General features: G+C 66.7%; 15 protein-coding genes. 7 read left to right on the top strand and 8 right to left on the bottom strand.

Translation table 11 applies throughout. The features are described 5' to 3' along the window. Positions 1–854: 854 nt before the first annotated feature. The 4 genes from N4261_RS20045 to N4261_RS20030 all read right to left on the bottom strand — a co-directional run bounded on the left by N4261_RS20045 (position 855) and on the right by N4261_RS20030 (position 5677). On the bottom strand, positions 855–2087 hold the full coding sequence (locus N4261_RS20045) for a M20 family metallopeptidase (RefSeq protein WP_261757025.1): 1233 nt from the start codon (positions 2085–2087) through the stop codon (positions 855–857). Next, entirely contained in the window at positions 2084–3898 is a 1815-nt protein-coding gene (uraD, locus tag N4261_RS20040; protein ID WP_261757024.1) for a 2-oxo-4-hydroxy-4-carboxy-5-ureidoimidazoline decarboxylase, read from the bottom strand. The genes N4261_RS20045 and uraD overlap by 4 nt, the downstream gene beginning before the upstream one ends. Before the next feature lie 48 nt (positions 3899–3946). Beyond that, entirely contained in the window at positions 3947–4912 is a 966-nt protein-coding gene (puuE, locus tag N4261_RS20035) for an allantoinase PuuE (protein ID WP_261757023.1), read from the bottom strand. A gap of 63 nt (positions 4913–4975) precedes the next feature. Then, positions 4976–5677, bottom strand: coding sequence for a GntR family transcriptional regulator (locus tag N4261_RS20030; protein WP_261757022.1), 702 nt, complete (start codon positions 5675–5677; stop codon positions 4976–4978). A gap of 72 nt (positions 5678–5749) precedes the next feature. On the opposite strand from N4261_RS20030, the gene N4261_RS20025 reads away from it, so the two are divergent. The 5 genes from N4261_RS20025 (at position 5750) to N4261_RS20005 (ending at position 10620) form a co-directional block, all read left to right on the top strand. Further along, positions 5750–6190, top strand: a complete 441-nt coding sequence (locus tag N4261_RS20025; protein ID WP_261757021.1) for a hydroxyisourate hydrolase — start codon at positions 5750–5752, stop codon at positions 6188–6190. A 12-nt stretch (positions 6191–6202) separates the two neighbouring features. After that, positions 6203–7006 carry a xanthine dehydrogenase accessory protein XdhC gene (xdhC, locus tag N4261_RS20020; RefSeq protein ID WP_261757020.1) on the top strand — a complete coding sequence of 268 codons (804 nt, stop codon included), beginning with the start codon at positions 6203–6205 and terminating at the stop codon, positions 7004–7006. 457 nt (positions 7007–7463) lie between these two features. Next, positions 7464–8666, top strand: coding sequence for a urate hydroxylase PuuD (locus N4261_RS20015; protein WP_261757019.1), 1203 nt, complete (start codon positions 7464–7466; stop codon positions 8664–8666). Positions 8667–8752: 86 nt separating this feature from the next. Next, positions 8753–9700, top strand: a complete 948-nt coding sequence (locus N4261_RS20010) for a sugar kinase (RefSeq protein WP_261757018.1) — start codon at positions 8753–8755, stop codon at positions 9698–9700. 227 nt (positions 9701–9927) lie between these two features. Continuing rightward, entirely contained in the window at positions 9928–10620 is a 693-nt protein-coding gene (locus tag N4261_RS20005) for a rhamnogalacturonan acetylesterase (RefSeq protein WP_261757017.1), read from the top strand. Between the two features lie 97 nt (positions 10621–10717). On the opposite strand, the gene N4261_RS26095 is transcribed toward N4261_RS20005, so the two are convergent. Both N4261_RS26095 and N4261_RS19990 read right to left on the bottom strand, forming a co-directional pair. Beyond that, positions 10718–12649: a methyl-accepting chemotaxis protein gene (locus N4261_RS26095; protein ID WP_290428833.1), complete on the bottom strand. Its 1932-nt coding sequence runs from the start codon at positions 12647–12649 to the stop codon at positions 10718–10720. Between the two features lie 430 nt (positions 12650–13079). Beyond that, positions 13080–14243 (bottom strand): Bug family tripartite tricarboxylate transporter substrate binding protein, encoded by a 1164-nt coding sequence (locus N4261_RS19990; protein ID WP_261757016.1) that lies wholly within the window; start codon positions 14241–14243, stop codon positions 13080–13082. Between the two features lie 69 nt (positions 14244–14312). On the opposite strand from N4261_RS19990, the gene N4261_RS19985 reads away from it, so the two are divergent. Beyond that, positions 14313–14753, top strand: a complete 441-nt coding sequence (locus tag N4261_RS19985) for an HIT family protein (protein ID WP_261757015.1) — start codon at positions 14313–14315, stop codon at positions 14751–14753. A gap of 130 nt (positions 14754–14883) precedes the next feature. On the opposite strand, the gene N4261_RS19980 is transcribed toward N4261_RS19985, so the two are convergent. Then, on the bottom strand, positions 14884–15333 hold the full coding sequence (locus N4261_RS19980; RefSeq protein ID WP_261757014.1) for a hypothetical protein: 450 nt from the start codon (positions 15331–15333) through the stop codon (positions 14884–14886). A 563-nt stretch (positions 15334–15896) separates the two neighbouring features. Between N4261_RS19980 and N4261_RS19975 the strand changes: the two genes are divergently transcribed. Next, positions 15897–18767 carry a M16 family metallopeptidase gene (locus tag N4261_RS19975; protein ID WP_261757013.1) on the top strand — a complete coding sequence of 957 codons (2871 nt, stop codon included), beginning with the start codon at positions 15897–15899 and terminating at the stop codon, positions 18765–18767. A 228-nt stretch (positions 18768–18995) separates the two neighbouring features. Here the strand turns inward: N4261_RS19975 and N4261_RS19970 are convergent, their stop codons facing one another. Beyond that, positions 18996–21035, bottom strand: a complete 2040-nt coding sequence (locus N4261_RS19970) for a M3 family metallopeptidase (protein WP_261757012.1) — start codon at positions 21033–21035, stop codon at positions 18996–18998. Positions 21036–21106 lie beyond the last annotated feature (71 nt).

The raw sequence follows: 21106 nt of genomic DNA, 5'->3' as shown, positions 1-21106 counted from the left end.
AAAGCGCCGCCCCAGGTTCGTGGCCCGGAGCGACCGACGCATTGTGCCGAGTTCGCGCGGGGGTGCCTGAGGTCAGTCAGGGGAAGCCCTGAGAGGGCGTTCCGTCTTCGCTGTTCCCCCTTCGTCGAACGAGCAAGCTCCAAGGGGCCTCGCTCTCCTTCCCTCCACCGGGCAAGATCCGAGGGACTGCGCTCTCCTTCCCTCCACCGAGCAGGATCCGAGGGACTCCGCTCTCCTTCCCTCCACCGAGCAAGATCCGAGGGACCGGGCCCCCTTTGCTCCGTGTCCCCCTTCGCCGGACTTCGTCCGACGAATTCCTCCTAATACCTCCGCAAAGGGGGCCCGGTCCCTCGGATCCGATGCACCCAGCTCTTCCCGGCACCATCCCATCCCATCCCATCCCATCCCGTCCCATCCCGTCCCGTCCCGTCCCGTCCCGTCCCGCCCTATCCATCCACCCCGCCACCCCCTGGACAAAGAGGGAAAGCGTGACGGCGACTACACCGCCGAGGAGAGGGAGGGGGAAGAGGTCGAGGAAAAGATGCGCGGTGCGCGGTGCGTGGTGCGTGGTGCGCGGTGCGCGGTGTGGGGTGTGGGGTGGATGGGATGACAGCGAGCGTGTCGACTCGGGTGCGGGGTGGGGGGCGGAGTGAAGTATTAGGAGGAATTCGGCACCCGTAAGGGTGACGAAGGGGGACATGAACGGAGCCCCCCACCCCGTACCCGAGTCTTGCTCGGTGGCGGGAAGGTGGGAGGCCTGTGGAGGTCGAGGTCGAGGTGGAGGTGCGCGCGTCTGATCGCGTTGCCAGAAAAGGGACCGACGACTGACGACCAACGAAAAACGATGAACCCCATCAAGCCTTCTTCAACAGATCGAACAAAGCCCGCGCCACCACTTTGGTGGCGCGTTTCAGATCGTCGAGTTCCAGCCGCTCATCGGCGCGCTTGGCGTGGGACTCGAGCACGGTGCGGGGCCCGGCGCCGTAGATGGCGGCGGGGATGCCGTATTCGCCGTAGAGACGCACGTCGGTGTAGAGGGGCGTGCCGGAGGTGGGGATGGGCTCGCCGAACACGGCAGCGCCGTGGCGCTGCAGGGCCTCGACCAAGGGCTGGTTGCCTGGCAGCGGCTTGAGCGCATGCGCCAGCAGCAGGCGTTTGATGTCGACCTGGATGCCGGGGAAGGCGGCGGCCGCCTGTGCGATGACGTCTCGAATCTCCTGTTCGACGACGACGGGATCTTCTTCCGGAATCATCCGGCGATCCAGCTTCAGGACGACCTTGCCGGGCACCACATTGGTGTTGGTGCCCCCTTCGATGCGGCCGACGTTCAGATAGGGATGCCGAATGCCGTCGACTTTGGACGTGACCTGACGGTAGGCCACATTGCGGGCGTACAGCGCGTTGAGGATGCCGACAGCGCCTTGCAGGGCGTCGACGCCGGTGTCCGGGATGGCGGCGTGGGCCATCTTCCCGTGCACCGTGACTTCCATCTGCAGGCAGCCGTTGTGGGCGGTGACGACCTGGTAGCTGAAGCCAGCGGCCAGCAGCAGATCAGGCCGCGTCAGGCCCTGCTTGAGCAGCCATCCGGGGCCCAGCTCGCCGCCGAATTCCTCGTCGTAGGTGAAGTGCAGTTCCACGCCGCCCTTGAGCGGCACGCCCAGCGATTCCAAGGCGCGTACCGCAAAGGTGTAGGTGGCGAAGTCGCTCTTGCTCACGGCGGCGGCCCGGCCGAACAGCCGCCCGTCCTCGATCGCAGCGCCGTAGGGATCGTGGATCCAGCCGTCTCCGGGGGGCACGACGTCCCCGTGCGCATTCAAGGCGATGAGCGGGCCACCGGCCTCATAGGAGCGCCGAACAATCAGGTTGGTGAGCGATTCAAGGCCGTAGTTGCGCACCAGCTCAGCCGGAACGGGATGTCGCTCCGCCGTCAGACCCATTGCCGCGAGCAACTCCGCCGTGCGTTCCGCATGCGGGGCGTTGTTGCCCGGTGGCGTGTCCGTGGGAACGCGGACGAGGGCTTGCAGATAGCGGACCTCATCGTCGAAATTCGCCTCAATCCAGGCGTCCAGGGCGTCGTAGGCAGTCATAGGGATTCCAGCAGCGCCTGGAAGGCGCGCACGCAGAGTTCGGTGTCGTCGTTGGTGACGGATTCAAGCGGGTTGTGGCTGATGCCGAGGTTCATTCCGCGTTGGAACAGCATCGCCTGCGGCATGGCCTGATGCAGCTTCATCGCGTCATGTCCCGCGCCGGAGGGCAGTCGGTGTACCGGCAATCCCAATGCGGACACCGCCGATTCCCAGCGCTGCTGCCACTGTGGATCGCTCGGCGCCGCGGCTGCGGCTTCCGTGCGTTCGAGGGTGACGCTCAGGCCGCGTCGTTCGCAAATCTCGGCCAGCCGTTGACGCACATCGGCATCGAGCGCGTCACGGGCGGCATCGGTGGTGGCGCGCAGGTCCAGGCTGAATCGGCAGCGTCCCGGAATCACATTGATCGACCCCGCGGGCACCTGCAACTGACCCACCGTGCCCACCACCTCGGGCACGGCGCTGGCGCGCTCTTCCACGTAGAGGATCAGTTCCGCGACGGCCGCTGCGGCGTCGCGCCGTCTGCCCATCGGCGTCGTGCCGGCATGAGAGGCCAGACCGCGGATTTCGCCGAGGTAGCGGATGCTCCCGTTGATCGAGGTGACGACACCCAGCGGCAAGTCCATCTCATTGAGCACCGGGCCTTGTTCGATGTGGACTTCCACGAATCCGAGGTAACGCGCGGGGTCCCGCTGAAGGGCCTGGATCGACGCCATCGTGGCCGGCAGACCGGCCGCGGCCATCAGGTCGCGCATCACCACACCGTCGGCATCGGCCTGATCCAGCCAGGTCGGATCAAAGCGCCCGACGAGCGCGCTGGAGCCGAGGAAGGTGGCCTTGTAGCGCTGGCCTTCTTCCTCCGAAAAGCCGACGACTTCGATGCCATGCTTCAGGCGCCGGCCCTGCCGATGCAGCTCACGCACGCACACCATCGGCACCAGGATGCCGAGCCTGCCATCGTATTTGCCGCCGTTGCGCACGGTGTCGTAATGACTGCCCGTCAGCAGACGACGGCCATGCGAGCGAAGACTGCCGCCCCCCGGTGCGGCATCTTCAAGATCGTCGAAGCCGTGATAGACGCCCACGACATTGCCCACCGCATCGATCGAGACCTCGTCGAAGCCGCAGTCGCGCATCCACTGCGTCAGTTGCTCGGCACAGGCGCGATGCGCGTCGGTGAGGTAGGTGACGGTCAGTTGGCCCTGCTCCGCAAAGCCGGGATCGGAGAACCGCGCCAGCGATTCGGCCCAGTCCCACACCTGATTGCCCAAGGTCGGCGTGATGCCGAACTTGTCGTTGAGCCGGATCTCCGCGATCCGATGGATGTGGCGCAGGCATTCGGGCCGCTCCACATCCGGGTGCGCGCTCAAGCGCCGCGTGAAAGTCTCGATGATCTGGCGCCGTGACAGCCCGTTGCCACGCGGCCCACGTACCGCGAGGATGAAGGGCCATCCGAAGCGGGCGTTGTAGTCGGCATTGAGTTGCTGCAGCTGCGCAAACTCCTCGGGCGAGCAGTGCGTCAGTCCGGCGCGGCGTTGTTCATCAGTCGACTCGGCGGTGAGCGATTGGCTGACCATCGCCTTGCCGGCCAGTTCCGGATGCGCGCGGATCAGGCCCAGCTGTTCGGTCAGGCTCGCCTTTCGGACCACGCTGGCGAGTGCGTGCTTCAGCGCGGCGAGGCTGGGAAAGCCCGCCGCCGGCCGCTGAGCGAAGGCGCGTTGCGCGATCCAAGGCGAGTGCTCGTACACGCCGTCCAGCAGCGACACGAAGCCCGGCTCGTCAGCCGCATTCAAGACATCAAGCGTGAGGGTCATGGGGGCAGCGTCGTGGGTGGGGAGGGGCGAACCGTCGAGGTGCTGGCATCAGGCCCACACAAAGGCCTTGGTGGCATCGAACGGATGGGTGGCGCGCCAATGGCGGGCAATGTCGATCCGCCGCGTGACCCAGACGCGGTCGTGCTTCTCGATGTGGTCGAGGAAGCGTTGAAGCGCGCGCAGGCGCCCCGGACGACCAAGCAGGCGGCAATGCATGCCGATGCTCATCATCCGCGGCGTCTCCGCGCCCTCCGCATACAGCACGTCGAAGCTGTCGCGCAGGTAGTCGAAGAATTCGTCGCCGTGACTGAAGCCCTGCGGCAGCGCGAATCGCATGTCGTTGCAGTCCAGCGTGTAGGGCACCACCAGGTGGGGCGCGAGCTGGCCGTCGGTCTTGCGGACCTGCAGCCAGAAGGGCAGATCGTCGCCGTAGTAGTCGCTGTCGTATTCGAAGCCGCCGAAGTCCGCCACCAGCCGGCGGGTGTGCGGGCTGTCGCGGCCGGTGTACCAGCCCGACGGGCGTTCGCCGGTCATGCGCTGGATGATCTCCATGCCGATCTCCATGTGCTGGCGCTCGGTGGCCTCATCCATGCCCTGGTAGTGGATCCAGCGCCAGCCGTGGCAGGCGATCTCGTGGTTCAGTTCGACAAAGGCGCGGGTCAATTCCGGATGCCGCTCCAGCGCCATCGACACCCCGAACACGGTCAGCGGCAGCGCCCGTTTCTCGAATTCCCGCAGCAGCCGCCACACGCCCACGCGCGAGCCGTATTCGTACACGCCTTCCATGCTGAGATGGCGGGCAGGATAGGCGGCGGGGTTGAACATTTCGGAGAGGAACTGCTCGCTGCCGGCGTCGCCATGCAGCACCGAGTTCTCGCCCCCTTCCTCGTAATTGAGGACGAACTGGACGGCAATGCGGGCCTGGCCCGGCCACTGGGCATGAGGCGGATGCTCGCCGTAGCCGACCAGGTCACGCGGATAGCCCGGCGCCCGCATCGGCGGCATCGGCGCCATCGGCGACCTCGGAGTAGACGAGGGAGAAGGGGAGCGACTCATGTTGTCAGGCCTCGTGCGGCGTCACAGCTTCAATACCGATTTCAAATCCTGCACCCGCGGGTTCAGGCGCAGATTCGCTTCCACATTGCCCAGATGGGCCTCCAGCAACCTGAGTGCGGCGCGCTTGTCGCGCGCTTCCAGCGCATCCACGAGGGCTTCGTGCTCCGATTGCGATTCGGCCGCGGAATGCGAGCTCTGGTACATCAGCGCAATCAGCGAGCTGCGCGACAGCAGGTCGGTGAGCATTTGCGCCAGCACCTCGTTGCCCTGCATGCGGGCGAGGATCACATGGAAGTCCGCCAGCAAACGCGTGCGTCCGGGGACATCGGTGCGGGTCACGGCTTCGCGCTCCTGCTTCAGATGGCTTCGCAACTGGCGGATCTGCGCCGGGGTGATGCGCTGGCAGAGGTCCGCCACCATGGCGGCCTCCAGCATCTGGCGGACCTCGAACACCTGCCGCGCCTCTTCCACGCTGGGCTCGGCCACGAAGGCGCCGCGCGCCGGCTCGAGTCGCACCAGGCGGTCGCGGCTGAGCTGGTTGAGCGCCTGTCTCACCAGGGTGCGCGAGCAATCGAAGATGTCGGCCAACTGCTGCTCGACCAGCTTGGTGCCCGGCATCAGACGCCGCTCCACAATGGCCTGCGTGATCGATGCGGTGATGCGCTCCGTCACCGAGCCGGCGGTGCCGTCCTTGAGGGTGGAGCTGGAATCGAGTGCGCTCATGGGCTCGCAAGTGTATACACTTTGGACTTCATTTTGATGGTGGCTGGCCTCGCGGCGGCCTCTGAGATCGCGATGGGAAAGCTCACCACCCATGTGCTGGACACGATGCACGGCGGCCCCGCTGCCGGCATGGCCGTGCGGCTGTATCGGCTCACTGCTGCGGGCGCTGCAGGCGATGCGGGCGTTGCAGGCGATGCAGGCGATGCAGGCGTTGCGGGCGATGCAGGCCGGCCCGTCAAGGCGGCTCGCCTCGCCACACTGCTGAAAACCATCGCGCTGAATGCCGACGGGCGCGCCGATGCGCCCTTGCTGGAGGGCGAGGCCCTGCTGGCCGGTCGCTACCGTTTGGTGTTTGCGGTTGCGGCCTATTTTCAGGCGCGCTCGGTGGACCTGCCCGAGCCCGCGTTCCTCGACGAGGTGCCGATCGACTTCGGCATTGCGGATCCATCGGCGCACTATCACGTGCCCTTGTTGACCACGCCCTGGTCGTATTCGACCTATCGCGGCAGCTGAGCGCCAAGCCCGATGCGTCCTTGGCAGACACTCGCTGCTCATCTCGCGCAGGCGCCGGCCGTGCTGGTGCGGGTGGACGAGGTGCAGGGCAGCGCCCCGCGAGAGGTCGGCGCATGGATGGCCGTGACGGCGACCGAGCTCATCGGCACCATCGGCGGCGGACAGCTGGAGTTCGAGGCACAGGCCAAGGCCCGCGCGGCGTTGGCGGCCGGTGGGGGCGTCGATGTGCGGCAGCGTGTTGCCCTGGGCCCCAGCCTGGGACAGTGCTGTGGCGGCGTCGTCTGGCTGTGCTTCGAATGGCTGGACGCGTCGGCCATCGACACGCTGGCGGAACGGCTCGGTGCGCAATCGAACTGGCGGCCGATCGCGCTGTTCGGCGGCGGGCATGTCGGCCGCGCCATGGTCGAATTGCTCGGTCGATTGCCGGTACAGGTCCACTGGATCGACAGCCGCGACGGCGTGTTTCCAGCGCCGATGCCGGACAACGTCCGCAGCGAGCATTCCGAGCCGGTGCAGGGTGCCGTGTCGTCGCTGGCCGCCGGCGCTCGCGTTCTGATCATGAGCTTCAGCCATGCCGAGGATCTGGACATCCTTGCGGCCTGTCTGAAGCGGCAGCGCGAGCACGGGGATCTGCCTTTCATCGGCTTGATCGGCAGCAAGTCCAAGTGGGCCACCTTCCAGCACCGGTTGGAAGCCCGCGGCTTCAGTGCGCAGGAACTGGCGCAGGTCACCTGTCCGATCGGCATTCCCGGGATCTCGGGCAAGCAGCCGGAAGTGGTCGCGCTGGCGGCGGTCGCGCAGCTGATGTTGGGTTGAGCCGCATCGCGTTGCGAATCGGCCCGCGTCGGTTGCCTTGCTGCCGTGCGGGTCGTGGTGCAAATCGGGTGTCTGGGGCGTGCCGGCGCGTTGCGCGGCGGGCGTGCGTCGCAGAATCGTCCCGGAACTGCCATGCGGGCCATGCGAAACCGCATCTGAACTGTATACACTTTACGCCTGAGAACTCCTGCAGCATCCACGGGCTTCAGCGCCGGTATCTGCGTCGTCCAAGTCACCTCATGGTGGGGCGCGATGTCGGGGCGATGTCGGGGCCATATCGGCGCCATGTCGGCGCACGATCGACGCCATCGACGCCATCGACGCCATCGACGCCATCGACGCCATGGGCGACAGGGTTTCTCCAGACGTCGCCGCGGCGCCCCGAATTTCAGCGCGACGCTTGCCGGACCACAGCGCCCGCAGTGGTGGTTCGGTCTCTGTTGAATGTGCTCCCTAGATGGACAGCTATCTGCTTGACTGGGCCAACCTGCTGCTGCGTTGGTTGCATGTGATCGTGGCCATCGCCTGGATCGGTGCCTCCTTCTATTTCGTCTGGTTGGACAACCACCTGATCAAGCCGCAGGCGGAGGACCTGAAGGCCAAAGGCGTGGACGGCGAGCTGTGGGCCGTGCATGGCGGGGGCTTTTACAACCCACAGAAGTACATGGTCGCGCCGGCCCACCTGCCGCAGCACCTGCATTGGTTCTACTGGGAGAGCTACTGGACCTGGATGAGCGGCTTCGCGCTGTTCGCCTTGCTCTACCTCTTCAACGCCCACACCTATCTGATCGACAAGCGCGTGCACGACTGGTCGGCACCCGCGGCGGTGGCGTCGGCGCTGGGATTCCTGGCCGGCGGCTGGCTGATCTACGACCAGATCTGTCGCCGCTTCGGCCGCAAGGCCGATGGCTCGATCGGCAACGACGGCATCGTGCTCGGCTTGATCGCGCTGGTGGTGGCCGTCGCGGCCTGGGGCGCCTGCCAGCTGTTTTCAGGGCGTGCGGCATTCCTGATCGTGGGCGCGATGATCGCCACGATGATGAGCGCGAACGTGTTCTTCTGGATCATTCCGGGCCAGAAGCAGGTGATTGCGGACATGCGCGCCGGTCGGCCGGTGGACCCGATCCACGGCCAGCGGGGCAAGCAGCGCAGCGTGCACAACACCTACTTCACGCTGCCGGTGCTCATCGCCATGCTCTCCAACCATTACGGGATGCTCTACAGCCATTCCCACAACTGGTTGGTGTTGATCGCCTTGATGCTGACGGGTGCCCTGGTGCGGACCTGGTTCGTGAAGCGCCACAAAGGCGTCAATGCCTGGCCCCTGCTGGTGTTGGTGGCCGGATTGCTCGGCGGCCTCATCGTGGGGCTCAAACCCGCGCCTGCCCCGGCGGTGGCGCTCGCGGCGGGCTCGTCCGCCATGCCGGCAGTCCCCACCTTCGATCAGGTCCGCCAGGTGGTGTCGCAACGTTGCCAGTCCTGTCATAACGCCGCGTTGGCGCCCAAGCGCATCCAACTGCACACGCCCGAGTTGATCGAGCAGCATGCCCAGGACATCTACCAGCAGGCGGTGGTGCAGAAGGCCATGCCCTTGAACAACGCCACCGGCATCACCGACGACGAGCGCGCCTTGCTGGGGCGCTGGTTCCTCGCGCGTTGACGCGCTTCCCTAGGGTCTGCCCCAGGGCGGGGGCGTGACGCTCTTGGTCCAAAATCCGAAACGACGTTTCAAAAAACGGAGTTTCCATGGGCAAGCGGGTGGCGGTGATCGGTGAATGCATGCTGGAACTGCAGGGCGGCGCCTTCGGGCCGAACACCCTCGGTTATGGCGGCGACACGCTCAATACCGCTGTGTACCTCCGACGCTTCGGCGCCGCGGCAGGCATTGAGGTGACCTACGCGACGGCCTTGGGCGACGACGCGCTCAGCGACGGCCTCCTGGCGCAGTGGGCGGACCAAGGCCTTGAGACCGGGTTGGTACGTCGCCTGCCCGGGCGGCTGCCGGGGCTCTACATGATCGTGGTGGATCCCACCGGCGAGCGCAGCTTCCATTACTGGCGCGACAGCGCAGCGGCCAAGGCCTATTTCGAGGTCGATCAGACGCCGCTGGAGGCGCAGGCCGATGACTTGGATGCGCTCTACCTGAGCGGCATCAGCCTGGCCATCCTGCCGCCGGAGGGCCGACAGCGCCTCTTCGCATTGATGCGTGCCCTGCGGGCGCGCGGGGCTGCGGTGGTGTTCGACAACAACTATCGCCCACGCCTGTGGCCCGACCGCGCGGAGGCCCGGCGCATGTTCACCGAGGCGCTGTCGATCGCCAGCATCGGGCTGGTGACGGCGGACGACCACCAGGCGCTGTTCGAACTGCCGAGCCTGGCCGCCGCGATCGCCAGCGCGCAGGAGCTGCCGCCACCGGAGCTGCTGATCAAACGCGGCGCCGCCTCCACGCTGGTGCGCGCCGCAGAAGGCACTGGCGATTGGCTGGAGGCGCCCACCGAGCCGGTCGCTCAGGTGATCGATACCACCGCTGCCGGCGATTCCTTTGCGGGCGGTTATCTGGCGCGGCGCCTGGCGGGAGAGGATGCGCGCTCCGCAGCGCGCTTCGGCAACCGCGTGGCCGCCCGGGTGATTCAGCACCGAGGCGCGATCGTGCCGGCGCAGGTCATGGTCGACCTGACGGGGGCCTGCGCATGATGGCGAACGACGCGACCCGGCCGCCCGCGAAGCGGGCATGGCGCATCGGCGGCTGGCTGCTCGCGGGGGCAGGGGGACTGGCGCTGGCTGCCTGCGGGGCCGCGCCGGAGACGCAAGGGGCCGCGACGGCACAGACACCGACGTCAGCCCGGGCATCGTCCGCGTCGGCTCCGGGCGCCGGTCAGGCGGCCTCGTTGGCGTCCACAACGACCCCATCAGGCAGCGCATTGCGCATCATCCTCGTCGGCGATTCGACGATGGCGACGCGCAGCGGCTATGGCGATGCCCTGTGCGCGCGCTTCAAGCCGGAGGTGAGCTGCGTCAATCTGGCGCGAGGCGGCCGCAGCAGCAAGAGCTTCCGTGCCGAGGGCTTGTGGGACCAGGTCATGACGCTGCTGAAGACGCGCGCGCCGGGCCAGACCGATCTGGTCCTGCTGCAGTTCGGCCACAACGATCAGCCCGGCAAGCCCGGTCGATCCACCGATCTGGCGACCGAGTTCCCGGTCAACCTCAGCGGCTATGTGGACGACGTGATCGGCGCGGGCGGCCAGATCGTGCTGGTCACGCCGTTGACGCGTCGCAGCTTCGATCCGCAAGGCCGCTTGAAGAACGACCTCCGGCCGTGGGCGGAGACGACCCGACGGATTGCTGAGGATCGTCGGGTGCCGCTGCTGGACCTGAACGCCGTCAGCGTCGATGCGGTGCAGGCCATGGGAGAGGCCCAGGCCGATACCCTGGCCATGGCGCCGAAGCCTGCGGATGCACCGGCGCAGCCATCGTCCGGTTCCGAGCGCGCGGGGGCTGCCAATCCGGTGTTCGACCGGACGCATCTGGGCCCGAAGGGCGCGGCGCTGTTTGCCGGCATCGTCGTCGACCAGCTGGTCTTGATCGATCCCTTGCTGCGTTCGCGATTGCGCTGATGCACGGATGCACGGATGCACCGATGCACCGATAAAAAAACGGCGCGCCGAAGCGCGCCGTACCCGAGTCAACCGCGTGCGAGCGCGGGGGCGTCGATCAGACGCGGAACTGGCCGACCTGAGCCACCAGCCTGTGGGCCTGCTCACGCAGGCTCTCGGCAGCGGCGGTGCTCTCTTCGACCAATGCGGCGTTCTGCTGCGTGCCCTGATCGAGCTGCGCGACGGCGCCGTTGATGCGGTTCACGCCCTGCGCTTGTTCGCGCGAGGCGGTGGAGATCTCTCCGATGATGTCGGTCACCCGGCGCACGCTGGAGACGATGGCCTGCATCGCCGCACCGGTGTCGCCGACCAGGCGTGAGCCGGATTCCACCCGCTCGCCGCTGGTGGTGATCAGGCCCTTGATCTGCTTGGCCGCTTCCGCACTGCGCTGCGCCAGCTGGCGCACTTCCGCCGCGACGACCGCGAAGCCCCGGCCTTGTTCGCCGGCGCGTGCCGCTTCCACTGCGGCATTCAGCGCCAGGATGTTGGTCTGGAAGGCGATCGAGTCGATGGTGCCGATGATGTCGCTGATCTGGCGGCTGGCCGCGCTGATGGCGTCCATCGTGTGGACCACTTGCTGCACCACCTCGCCGCCGCGTTGCGCGGCACGGTCGGAGTCACCCACCAGTTGATGGGCCTGCTCGGCGGAGGCGGCGGTCTGGCTCATCGAGCTGGCCAGCTCTTCCAGTGCGGAGGCGGTCTCCTGCAGATGGCTGGCCGATTGTTCGGTGCGGCTGGACAGGTCGCGGCTGCCGGCGGCCACTTCGGCGCTGGCGGTGCCGATGCTGTCGCTGGCATTGCGCACTTCGCTGATGGTGCGCGAGAGCTGCAGCCGCATGCGCTCGACGCCTTCGGCCAGCGCGCCCAGGTCATCCTGCTGATGGATCACCACCGGTTGTGTGAGATCACCGGCCGCCACAGAGGCCACGGCCCGGTTGAGCTTGTCCAGCGGTTGTCCCACCCAGCGGCCCAGCAGCCAGGTCACGCCCAGGCCCAGCAGCACCACGGCCACCAGCATCAGGCCCCACAGCGCCCACAGCGTGCTGTAGTGCGAGGCCAGGGCATTGGAGCGCGAGGCTTCCGCCACCACCCACCAGCCGGTGGCTTCGGAGCGGCGGGCCACGGCGAAGGCATCCTTGTTCTTGTCGCTGTAGACGGCGGTCACATCCTCGAGCATGCCGTCCTTGTCGGTCGTCAGCGTCTTCAGGAGCTGCTCGGCCTGCTCCGGCTTGAGCACCTCAGCCAGCTTCTTGCCCTGCTGGGTCGGATGCGCGCGCAGTTGCGCGTCGGCCGGCGTCTTGCCCGGATCCAACAGGTACAGGCCGCCGGTGTCGAACAGTTTGACTGCGTCTGAGAGGCGGACCAGCTCGTCTTGCAGTCCGCGCATGTCGAAGCCGATGAACAGGATGCCGACGATCTTGCCGCCCGCGTCTTTCACCGGCGTGTAGCGCGTCATGTAGGGCATGCCGAACAGCGTGGCCGGACCGACATAGGTCTGACCGGACGAGACCTTGGCGAACGCCGGGTTCGCCGATCCCATCAGCGTGCCCATGGCGCGCGAGCCATCCTGCTTCTTCAGCGAGGTGGTGACCCGCAGGAAGTCGTCGCCCTTCTTGGCGAAGATGGTGGCCACACCGCCGGTGCGGCGGGTAAAGCCGTCGGGCAGCTCCAGGTTGTCGTTGAGCTTGCGACCGTCGTAGGACAGTTCGCCGTCGGCGTCCTGCGTGAACTTGCCGTCCTGCAGGTCCGCCGCGAGCACGTCGTAGAGCTTGTTGGCGGAATCCCGGGCGGTGCGATCCAGTGCATCCGCCACGCGGGCCACCGACGAGGCCTCGCTGGCCATGTAGTCGAAGGTACGTTCACGCGCCTGGTTGGTCAGCACCCACGACAGGGCGCCGCAGATGATCACCAGCAGCACGGCGATCGAAGCGCTGGCCAGCAGGGAGACGCGGCGAGCGACGGTCGTTCGGACATTCTTGGCAGTGGTCATGGCAGCAGGCAGTTCATGGCAAAGGGGCACCGGGCGGGTGCGAAAGCGAGGGAGTGATCGGGAGGTCTCCAGCGCGCTTTTTTCTTCTTCACTGCGCGCAGATCAAACTTTATTCGCCGCTGAGCGATTAGCGACCCATTTGGACCCCCTGTTGCCAGGGATAACCCGCATCTATTCACCGTTCACGTGAAGTAATGCGCGGGCCTATGACAGCGCTACCAAGGGCGGCCTTCGCCCCAGGCCTCAGAGGGACGCGTACGTCCGTTCTCAACGATGACAAGCCTCGGAAAGTAGGCGAGCACTGACCGGTCCGCCATCAGGCGCAGGCCGACCGAGCGCGAATCCGGTCCACCATGTCGTTCGGCGGGGGCAGGTCATGCCCCTTGGCGCGGCGTCAGGTGCGTGCTGGGATGGCCCGGGCGGTCGCGGCCTATTCCGCGCTGATGCCGCGACGCCGGATCAGTGCATGCCACTGCAGGGTCTCTTGCTGGATGAATGTCGCCAGGTCGCCGGGGTTGCCGGGTGCGACCTCCAGACCGAAGGCTTCCAGCCGCGCCTTGAGCTCCGGCTCGTTCAAGGCCTTGACGAGTTCAGTCGACAGCCTGGCGACGATCGCGTCCGGCGTGCCCTTGGGGACAAAGAGGCCCTGCCAGGCGCTGACGTCCACGTCCTTGATGCCCAGCTCGTCGAAGGTGGGCACCTCCGGCAAGGCGGCGATGCGATGCGGGGACAGCACCGCCAGTGCCTTGAGCTTGCCGGCACGCAGATGGGGCAGGGCGGCGGCGGTGTCCAGGATGCCCATCGGCACCGTGCCGCCGATCAGGTCCTGCGTGGAGAACGCGGTGCCGCGATACGGCACATGGACGATGTCGCTGTGGGTGCGGTCCTTCAGCAATTCCATCGCCAGGTGATGCGGGCTGCCGATCCCGGGGGAGGCATAGCTGTACTGTCCTGGCCGCGCCTTGACCTTCTCCAGCCATTGCTGCGCCGACGAGAACCCGGCCGACGGATTGACCACCAGCAGCAGCGGAAAGCGGGCCATGAAGCCGACGGGTGCCAGATCGCCCACTGCATACGGCAGCTTCTTGTAGAGCGCGCTGTTGAACACCATGGCGCCGTTGTCGCCGGTGAGCAGGGTGTAGCCGTCCGGCGCGGACTTGGCCGCGTTGTCGGTGCCGAGGATGCCGGCCGCACCAGGGCGGTTGTCGATGATCAGCGTCTGGCCGAGTCGCCGGCCAAGCACCGGCGCCAGTTGACGCGCGAGGAAGTCCGACCCGCCGCCCGCCGGATAGGCCACGACCCATCGCACCGGCTTGCTCGGCCAGGTGTCCGCTTGCGCGGCGGCCGGCTGCCATGCGGCCAGCGACACAACCAGCATCGGCAACGCGAGCACGGCCGAGGCGGCGCCACGCGTGACGGCCCGGCTGATGGCTGCGATGGCGCTGACGGCGCAGTCACCGGGATGGCCGATGGCACTGGCACTGGCACTGGCGCCGATCATGCGCCGCTGCGCAGGGCATGCCGTCCCCGCTTGCCGCATCCGAAGTCCCGTCCACAGGGAGGCGCCTTGTGCATCGGTCGGGCTTGCGGGCATGGGCGAATCTCCTGGTGTCGTCGGCTAGAGTGGCCGGATCTTAGCCAGCGGTCTGCCGCGACCCTTCCCATGGAACATCCCGATTGCCCTCTTTGCCGCGACGTCGGCGGCGTGTGGGTGGCCTCGCAGCCACGCTTTCGTGTCATTCGCGCCGAGGATGCGGACTTCCCCGCTTTCTATCGCGTCGTCTGGACCGCCCATGTGGCCGAGTTCAGCGACCTGAACGCGCAGGAGCGCGCCGCGTGCATGGCGGCCGTGCTGCAGGTGGAGCAGGTGCTGCGGCGCACGCTGGCGCCCACGAAGATCAATCTCGCGGCCCTGGGCAACGTGGTGCCGCACCTGCACTGGCATGTGATCGCGCGGTTCGACTGGGACAGTCACTTCCCCAATCCGGTGTGGGGCGAGCGCCGCCGTGCGGTCGACGCTGGCGCTGCGGCACGTCTGGCCTTGCCGCTGGAGGCGCTGGACGCGCAGATCCGGTCAGCGATCGAATCGATGTCTGACGCCTGACGCTCAATGCCCGATGCCCGATGCCCGATGCATAAAGCCTCTTCGACGGGGCGGCGGTCGTTCGGCATGGAGCGCGCAGACGCCGCCGATCAAGCGTCGATCACCGAAACGCCTCTTGCTGACGCGCCAGTCAATCCAGCAACGCGACGCGCTGGCTGCTGCGGTCGTCGGTGTTGTCGACATTGCGGAAGCTGATCTGCATCACATAGAGCTTGTCGGCGCCGTCGGTCTGGCAAGTCAGGGCGTGCACGGCGCGGCGCACATCCCTGCGGTACTCATAGGGGCCACCGCGTTGCAGCACCTCGGTGATGGTGTTGCCGCTCAGGCGGAAGCTGACGGTGGTCACACCTTCGCGCTGCTCGCGTGCCTGGGGCAGTGCCAGCGACGTGGACAGGGCCTGCTCGACGCCCGGGCAGGTGGCCCGCACATTCGTGTGGGCGACCTCGCCAGGACGACGTCCGCTGACTTCGACCCGCTCCAGATCGTTCGGTGCCGCTTGGGCCAGTCCCGCGATGAGCGACAGCGCCGAGAATGCAGCGGCCGAAAGGGTCGTGGACAGGCGGATGGATGGGGTGGACATGACGGATCTCCTTGAGCTGCTGAGGTTGCCGTCCCGATCCGCATCCTCGCGGGCCTTTGAACGGTTGACTGCAGGTTAGGCAGACCCGAAGCGCAGCAACAGCGCGCCGCGACAGAGCGCTCGGATGAGGGGCTGTAGCGGCGATTTCCCGCGACGAACTGCGGCCTGACCGGACGAAGTGCAATCGACGAAAGGCCTTTATCCATCGGACAAAAGTCATGTTGACCGGTCCACCTCTCCGTCAATTCATGAGGCTGAGGCCGATGATGACAATGGGGTGAACGCCTGTGCTCAAAGCGGGCCATGACTTCCCTCATGCAAGGGCTGAAAGCCATGGCGTCCCGGCCACTTCGGCCGATTCGTGCGCCTCGCGCAGATGGCGGTGCATCGATACCTTGTCGCGCGAACGGAAGGCCATAGCCTGTTTATGGAGTTTTCAGCGGACGTCGTTCGCACGCTGCATTCACCGGAGGTTTGCAGATGACCCGGGTCCATCGCCTTCAGAATTTGCGACGGGCCGCGATGGGCGGTTGGTTCAGAGCAAGTGACGGAGCAAGTGGTTGATGCATTTCCCAGTTTTGTATTCGCGATCCCTGACCGTGCGCCGGTCGATGCGTTGGTCGGTGTGGTCCGCCGCGGTGACCTTGTCCCTCGCCGCGGGCGGACTGCAGGCGCAGACGGTCACGCCCAGCAGCGCGGCCAACAAGGTGTCGGCCTCTCAGGGGGTTCGCAAGCTCGGCCCCACACCGGCCAAGGCGAGCGCCAAGGCGGGGGCCACTCAACCCACCTTCGTGCGGGAACTCGGCGGCATTTCCGAATACCGGCTGCCCAATGGCCTGCAGATCCTGCTCTTTCCGGACGAAGCTCAGAGCACCACCACCGTCAACATCACCTACCGGGTGGGCAGCCGGCATGAATCGTCCGGTGAATACGGCATGGCCCATCTGCTTGAGCATCTGATGTTCAAGGGCACGCCCACCCACCGCCGGATCGATGTGGACTTTGCGTCGCGCGGCATGCGCGCCAACGGCACGACGACGGCCGACCGCACCAACTACTACGCCGAATTCAACGCCGATCCCAAGACCCTGGACTTCGCCCTCACCCTCGAGGCCGATCGGATGGTTCACAGCTTCATCGCCAAGTCCGCCTTGGACAGTGAGATGACGGTCGTGCGCAATGAATTCGAGCTGGCGGAGAACGATCCCCTGCAGGTGCTGAATTCGCGGGTGCTGGGCGTGGCCTACGACTGGCACAACTATGGCCACGACACGCTGGGCCCGAAGAGCGACATCGAGAATGTGCCCATCGAGCGCCTGCAGGCCTTCTACAAGCGTTTCTATCGCCCCGACAACGCCACCCTCATGGTGGCGGGGCGGTTCGATGTGGCGAAGACCTTGGCGCTCATCGGTCAGCGTTTCGGTCCGGTGGCGCGCCCCAAGTTCCCCATTCCGCATCCCTACACCGTCGAGCCCGCGCAGGATGGTGAGCGCAGCGTCGTGGTTCGCCGCATCGGCGGACAACCGGCGTTGATGGCCTACTACCATGTGCCCGCCTTTGCCCACCCGGATTCGGCACCCTTGCGCGTGCTGGGTTTGTTGCTGTCCCTGGAGCCGAGCGGGCAACTGTACAAAGCGCTGGTGGAGCCCCGCCTGGCCTTGACGGCCGGCCTCTCCGGTCTGGGCGGCACTGACGCGGGTGGCATCCGCGCCTTCGCCGTCCTGCCGCCCGATGCTGACCGGGCCGCGGTGGAGGCGCGTTTGCTGGACATTGTCGAAGGCCGCAACGTCGCCCCGTTCGATGAAGCCGAACTCGCGCGGGTGCGCGATCTGGCGGTGACCGGCTACCGGGAGCAGATGAAGAATCCGGAAGCCTTGATTCAGCAGATCTCCAGCCTGGGGGTGAGCGACTGGCGTCTGCTGTTCCAACTGATGGAAGACCTGCCCAAGGTCACGCTGCAGGATGTGGAACGGGTGCGCCGCGCTTATCTGCGGCCGGCCAATCGCACCTTGGGCCGCTACCTCCCGTCCGAGGCGGTCGAGCGCGTGGAGATCCCGCTGGCACCGCCGATGGATCAGCGCCTGGCGGGATTGACGGGGCCACCCAAGGTGGAGGACGGCGAACGTTTCGATCCGACCCCGAAGCATCTGGCCGATCGAACCGTGACCCGTCAGTTGCCTTCAGGCATCGCGCTGTCCACGCTCACCAAACGCACCCGCGGCAAGACGGTGACCTTGCAGATGAAGCTGCGTTGGGGCGAGCGTCGCGAGACCTTTCAGCACCTCGGGACGGAGGTCGTGGCGAGTCTGATGTCGGAGGGCGCGGTTGGACTGTCCAAGCAGGCATTGCAGGATCGGTTGATTCAGTTGAAGGCCAACCTGAACATCCGCAGTGGCGATCAGGGGGCTGAGCTCGTGATCAGCGCCGAACAGGACACGCTGATCGATGCGCTCCAGGTCGCTGCGGAATTGATGCAACGTCCCTTGTTGCCGCAGGACGCGTTCGAACGGGAACGTGCGTCGGCCTTGGCAGCGCTGGAGGGCGCCCGCCAGGAGCTTGAAACACTCAGGCAGGCAGCGGTGCGGGATCACTACAACCGCGCCCGCGGTGTGGGTCCGACCGATCCGGACTATCTGCGTTCCATCGACGAGCAGGTTGCGAATGTGAAGGCCACGAGCCTGGCCGACATCCAGCGTTTCCATGCCGACTACTGGTCGGCGAACGATGCCCATGTGGCCGTTGTCGGCGCGGTGCCGGACGGATTGGATGCCGCCGTGGAGCAGCTGTTCGGCGCGTGGAAGAAGCCACAGGCGCCGCAATTCGTGCGCCACATCGGGAAGGCGGATCAGATTCCGGCGGCCCGTTTTGACGCGGTCGCCCGCGACAAGACCAGTGCGGCGATGCGCATGCGGCTGGACTTCGCGCTCAACGACCGCCATCCGGACTATCTTCCGCTGGTCGTGGCCACTCATATCCTGGGCGCCGGCGGGCTGGAGAGTCGTCTCTCGGTGCGGGTGCGGGATCAGGCGGGGCTGAGCTACGGGGTGGGCGCCTCCTTGTCTGCGGCCCACTTCGGCGACGATGCCGAGCTGATCATCGGAGGCAGCTTCGCACCACAAAACCGGGAACGGATGCTGACGCTGGTCGGAGACGAGTTGCGCCGCATGAGCGAGCAAGGCATCACCCCGGACGAGCTGCGTCGCGCCAAGGCCGATCTCATGGAGGCTCGTCGCCAGGCTCGTGCCGACGATGGCGAACTGGCCGCCGGATTGCTCTCGCAAAGGGATCAGGGCGAGACCTGGGCGGATGAGGACAAGCAGGACGCGCAGGTTCAGGCGCTGACCGTCGAGCAGGTCAACGCGGCTTGGCGCCGGCATATCCGGCTGGATGGCTTTGTGACGTCGACCGTCGGTGACTTCAAGGACCGGCGCTGACGCTGCCGTGACGGAGACTGAGCAGAGCCCGCGCTTTTAGAAGCAGGCGCTCACAAAAGGCGGCGATCAAAAAAGCGGCGCCCACAAAAGGCGGCCCTGAGATGAAAAAGCCCCCCAAGAAGTTGGACTGCTGCCCAACCTCTGGGGGGCCGTTCAGAAGGGCCGCCTTTGCCTCGCCGGTGCGGCGCAGGGACTTGTCCCCGCCCGTCCCTCGAGCCTGTCAGGACCTCACGCCATGCCCTGATGGCGCAGGAGTGCGTCGATTTGCGGTTCGCGGCCACGGAAGGCTTTGAAGTTGTCCATGGCATCCCGGACGCTGCCCATGGACAGGATCTCGTCCAGATAGCGACGGCCGGTGGATGGATTGAACACGCCTTCTTCCTCGAAGGCGCTCCAGCAGTCGGCCGAGAGCACCTCGGCCCACTTGTAGCTGTAGTAGCCCGCCGCATAGCCGCCGGCAAAGATGTGCGAGAAGCTGTGCTGGAAGCGGTTGAAGGCGGGCGGCGGATTCACCGACACCTCGGCGCGCACCTCCGCCAGCAGGTCCTGGATGCGCGCTTCGGCGCCGGGCTCGGCATGCAGGCGCATGTCGAACAGGGCGAACTCGATCTGGCGCAGGGTCTGGAGACCGGCCTGGAAGTTCTTCGCGGCCAACATCTTGTCGAACAGGTCGCGCGGCAGCGGCGCGCCCGTGTCCACATGGCTGGACAGTTGCTGGATGACTTCCCATTCCCAGCAGAAGTTCTCCATGAACTGACTGGGCAGCTCGACCGCATCCCATTCCACGCCGGAGATGCCCGACACGCCCAGCTCGGCCACACGGGTCAGCAGATGGTGCAGGCCGTGACCGCATTCATGGAAGAGGGTGATGACGTCGTCATGCGTCAGCAAGGCCGGTTTGCCATCGGCACCCTGAGGGAAGTTGCAGACCAGGTGGGCCACCGGGATCTGTTCCGCGCCGGGGACGGGCAGGTCGGGTCGGGCCCAGCGGCTGCGGACTTCGTCCATCCAGGCGCCGGGCCGCTTGCCGTTGCGGGCGAACAGATCCAGATAGACCTGACCGATCAGTTGGCCGTCCCGGCGCAGCTCGCAGAACTGCACGCTGTCATGCCAGACCGAGGCCGCCACCGGCACTAGCTGCACACCGAAGAGCCGGTCGACGATGCGGAACAGGCCGTCCAGCACCCGCGGCAGCGTGAGGTACTGGCGCACCTCCTGATCGGAGAAGGCATAGCGCGCCTCCTTCAGCTTCTCGGAAACATAGGGCAGGTCCCAGGCCTGCAGGTCGTCCATCCGCAGGGCGGCCCGGCCGAAGTCCCGCAGTTCGTCCAGGTCGCGCTGGGCATAGGGGCGGGCACGACGGGCGAGGTCGCGCAGGAAGTCCAGCACCTGGGCCGGCGAGGTGGCCATCTTTGGTACCAGGGACGCCTCGGCGAAGTTGTGGAAGCCCAGCAGCGCCGCTTCTTCCTGGCGCAGGGTGAGCAGCTCGCTCATCAGCGCGGAGTTGTCCCATTCCGGCTTGTCGCCGAGCTCGCTGGCACGGGTCACATAGGCGCGGTAGAGGCGCTCGCGCAGGGCGCGGTCCTCGGCGTACTGGATGACCGGCATGTAGACCGGGAAGTGCAGGGTGAGCTTGTGGCCGTCCTGCTGCTCGGCCTGCGCGGCGGCGCGGGCATTGGCCACGACGTCCGCCGGCACGCCCTTGAGCTCGTCCGCGCTGGCGAAATAGCTCCAGCTGTCGGTGGCGTCCATCACATGCTCGGAGAAGCTTTGACCGAGCTCGGCGCTGCGTTCCTGGATCTTGGCGAAGCGGGTCTTGGCCTCGCCTTGCAGCTCGGCGCCAGACAGCACGAAATCGCGGATCGCATGCTTGAGCAACTGTCGGCGCTCCGGGCTCAGGCCCTCCTGCGCGGCGATGGCCTTGTACTTGGCATACAGCGCCTCGTTCGCGCCCAGGCCGGTATAGAACTCGGTCACCGTCGGCAGCATGGCGTTGTAGGCCTCACGCAGCGCCGGGGTGTTGGCAACGGCGTTGAGATGGCCGACGGCGCCCCAGGCGGTGCCCAGTCGCTCGGTGGCCACGTTGAGCACCCGCGACAGCGTCTCGTAGTCCGCCGGGGCGTCCGAGGCGGTGACTTTGTCCAGCGCCTCCTGCGCCTGCGCCAGCAAGGCGGTGATGGCCGGCTGGATATGCGCCGGCTCGATGGCGGCGAAGTCCGGCAGCGGCGCGGTCGAAAGCAGCGGGTTGGGGGCGGCGTTCTGGTCCATGCAGTCCTCAGGGTACGGTCAATGCCGGGTGAGTGTCTCAGCCTTTCACCCGTGTTTGACGTTGGGGTTTC

Origin of the sequence: Roseateles amylovorans (assembly GCF_025398155.2) — a bacterium.
GTDB classification, from domain to species: Bacteria; Pseudomonadota; Gammaproteobacteria; order Burkholderiales; family Burkholderiaceae_C; genus Roseateles; species Roseateles amylovorans.
Note: the sequence above shows the minus strand (reverse complement) of the source record. Positions and strands in the feature narration are given on the sequence as shown.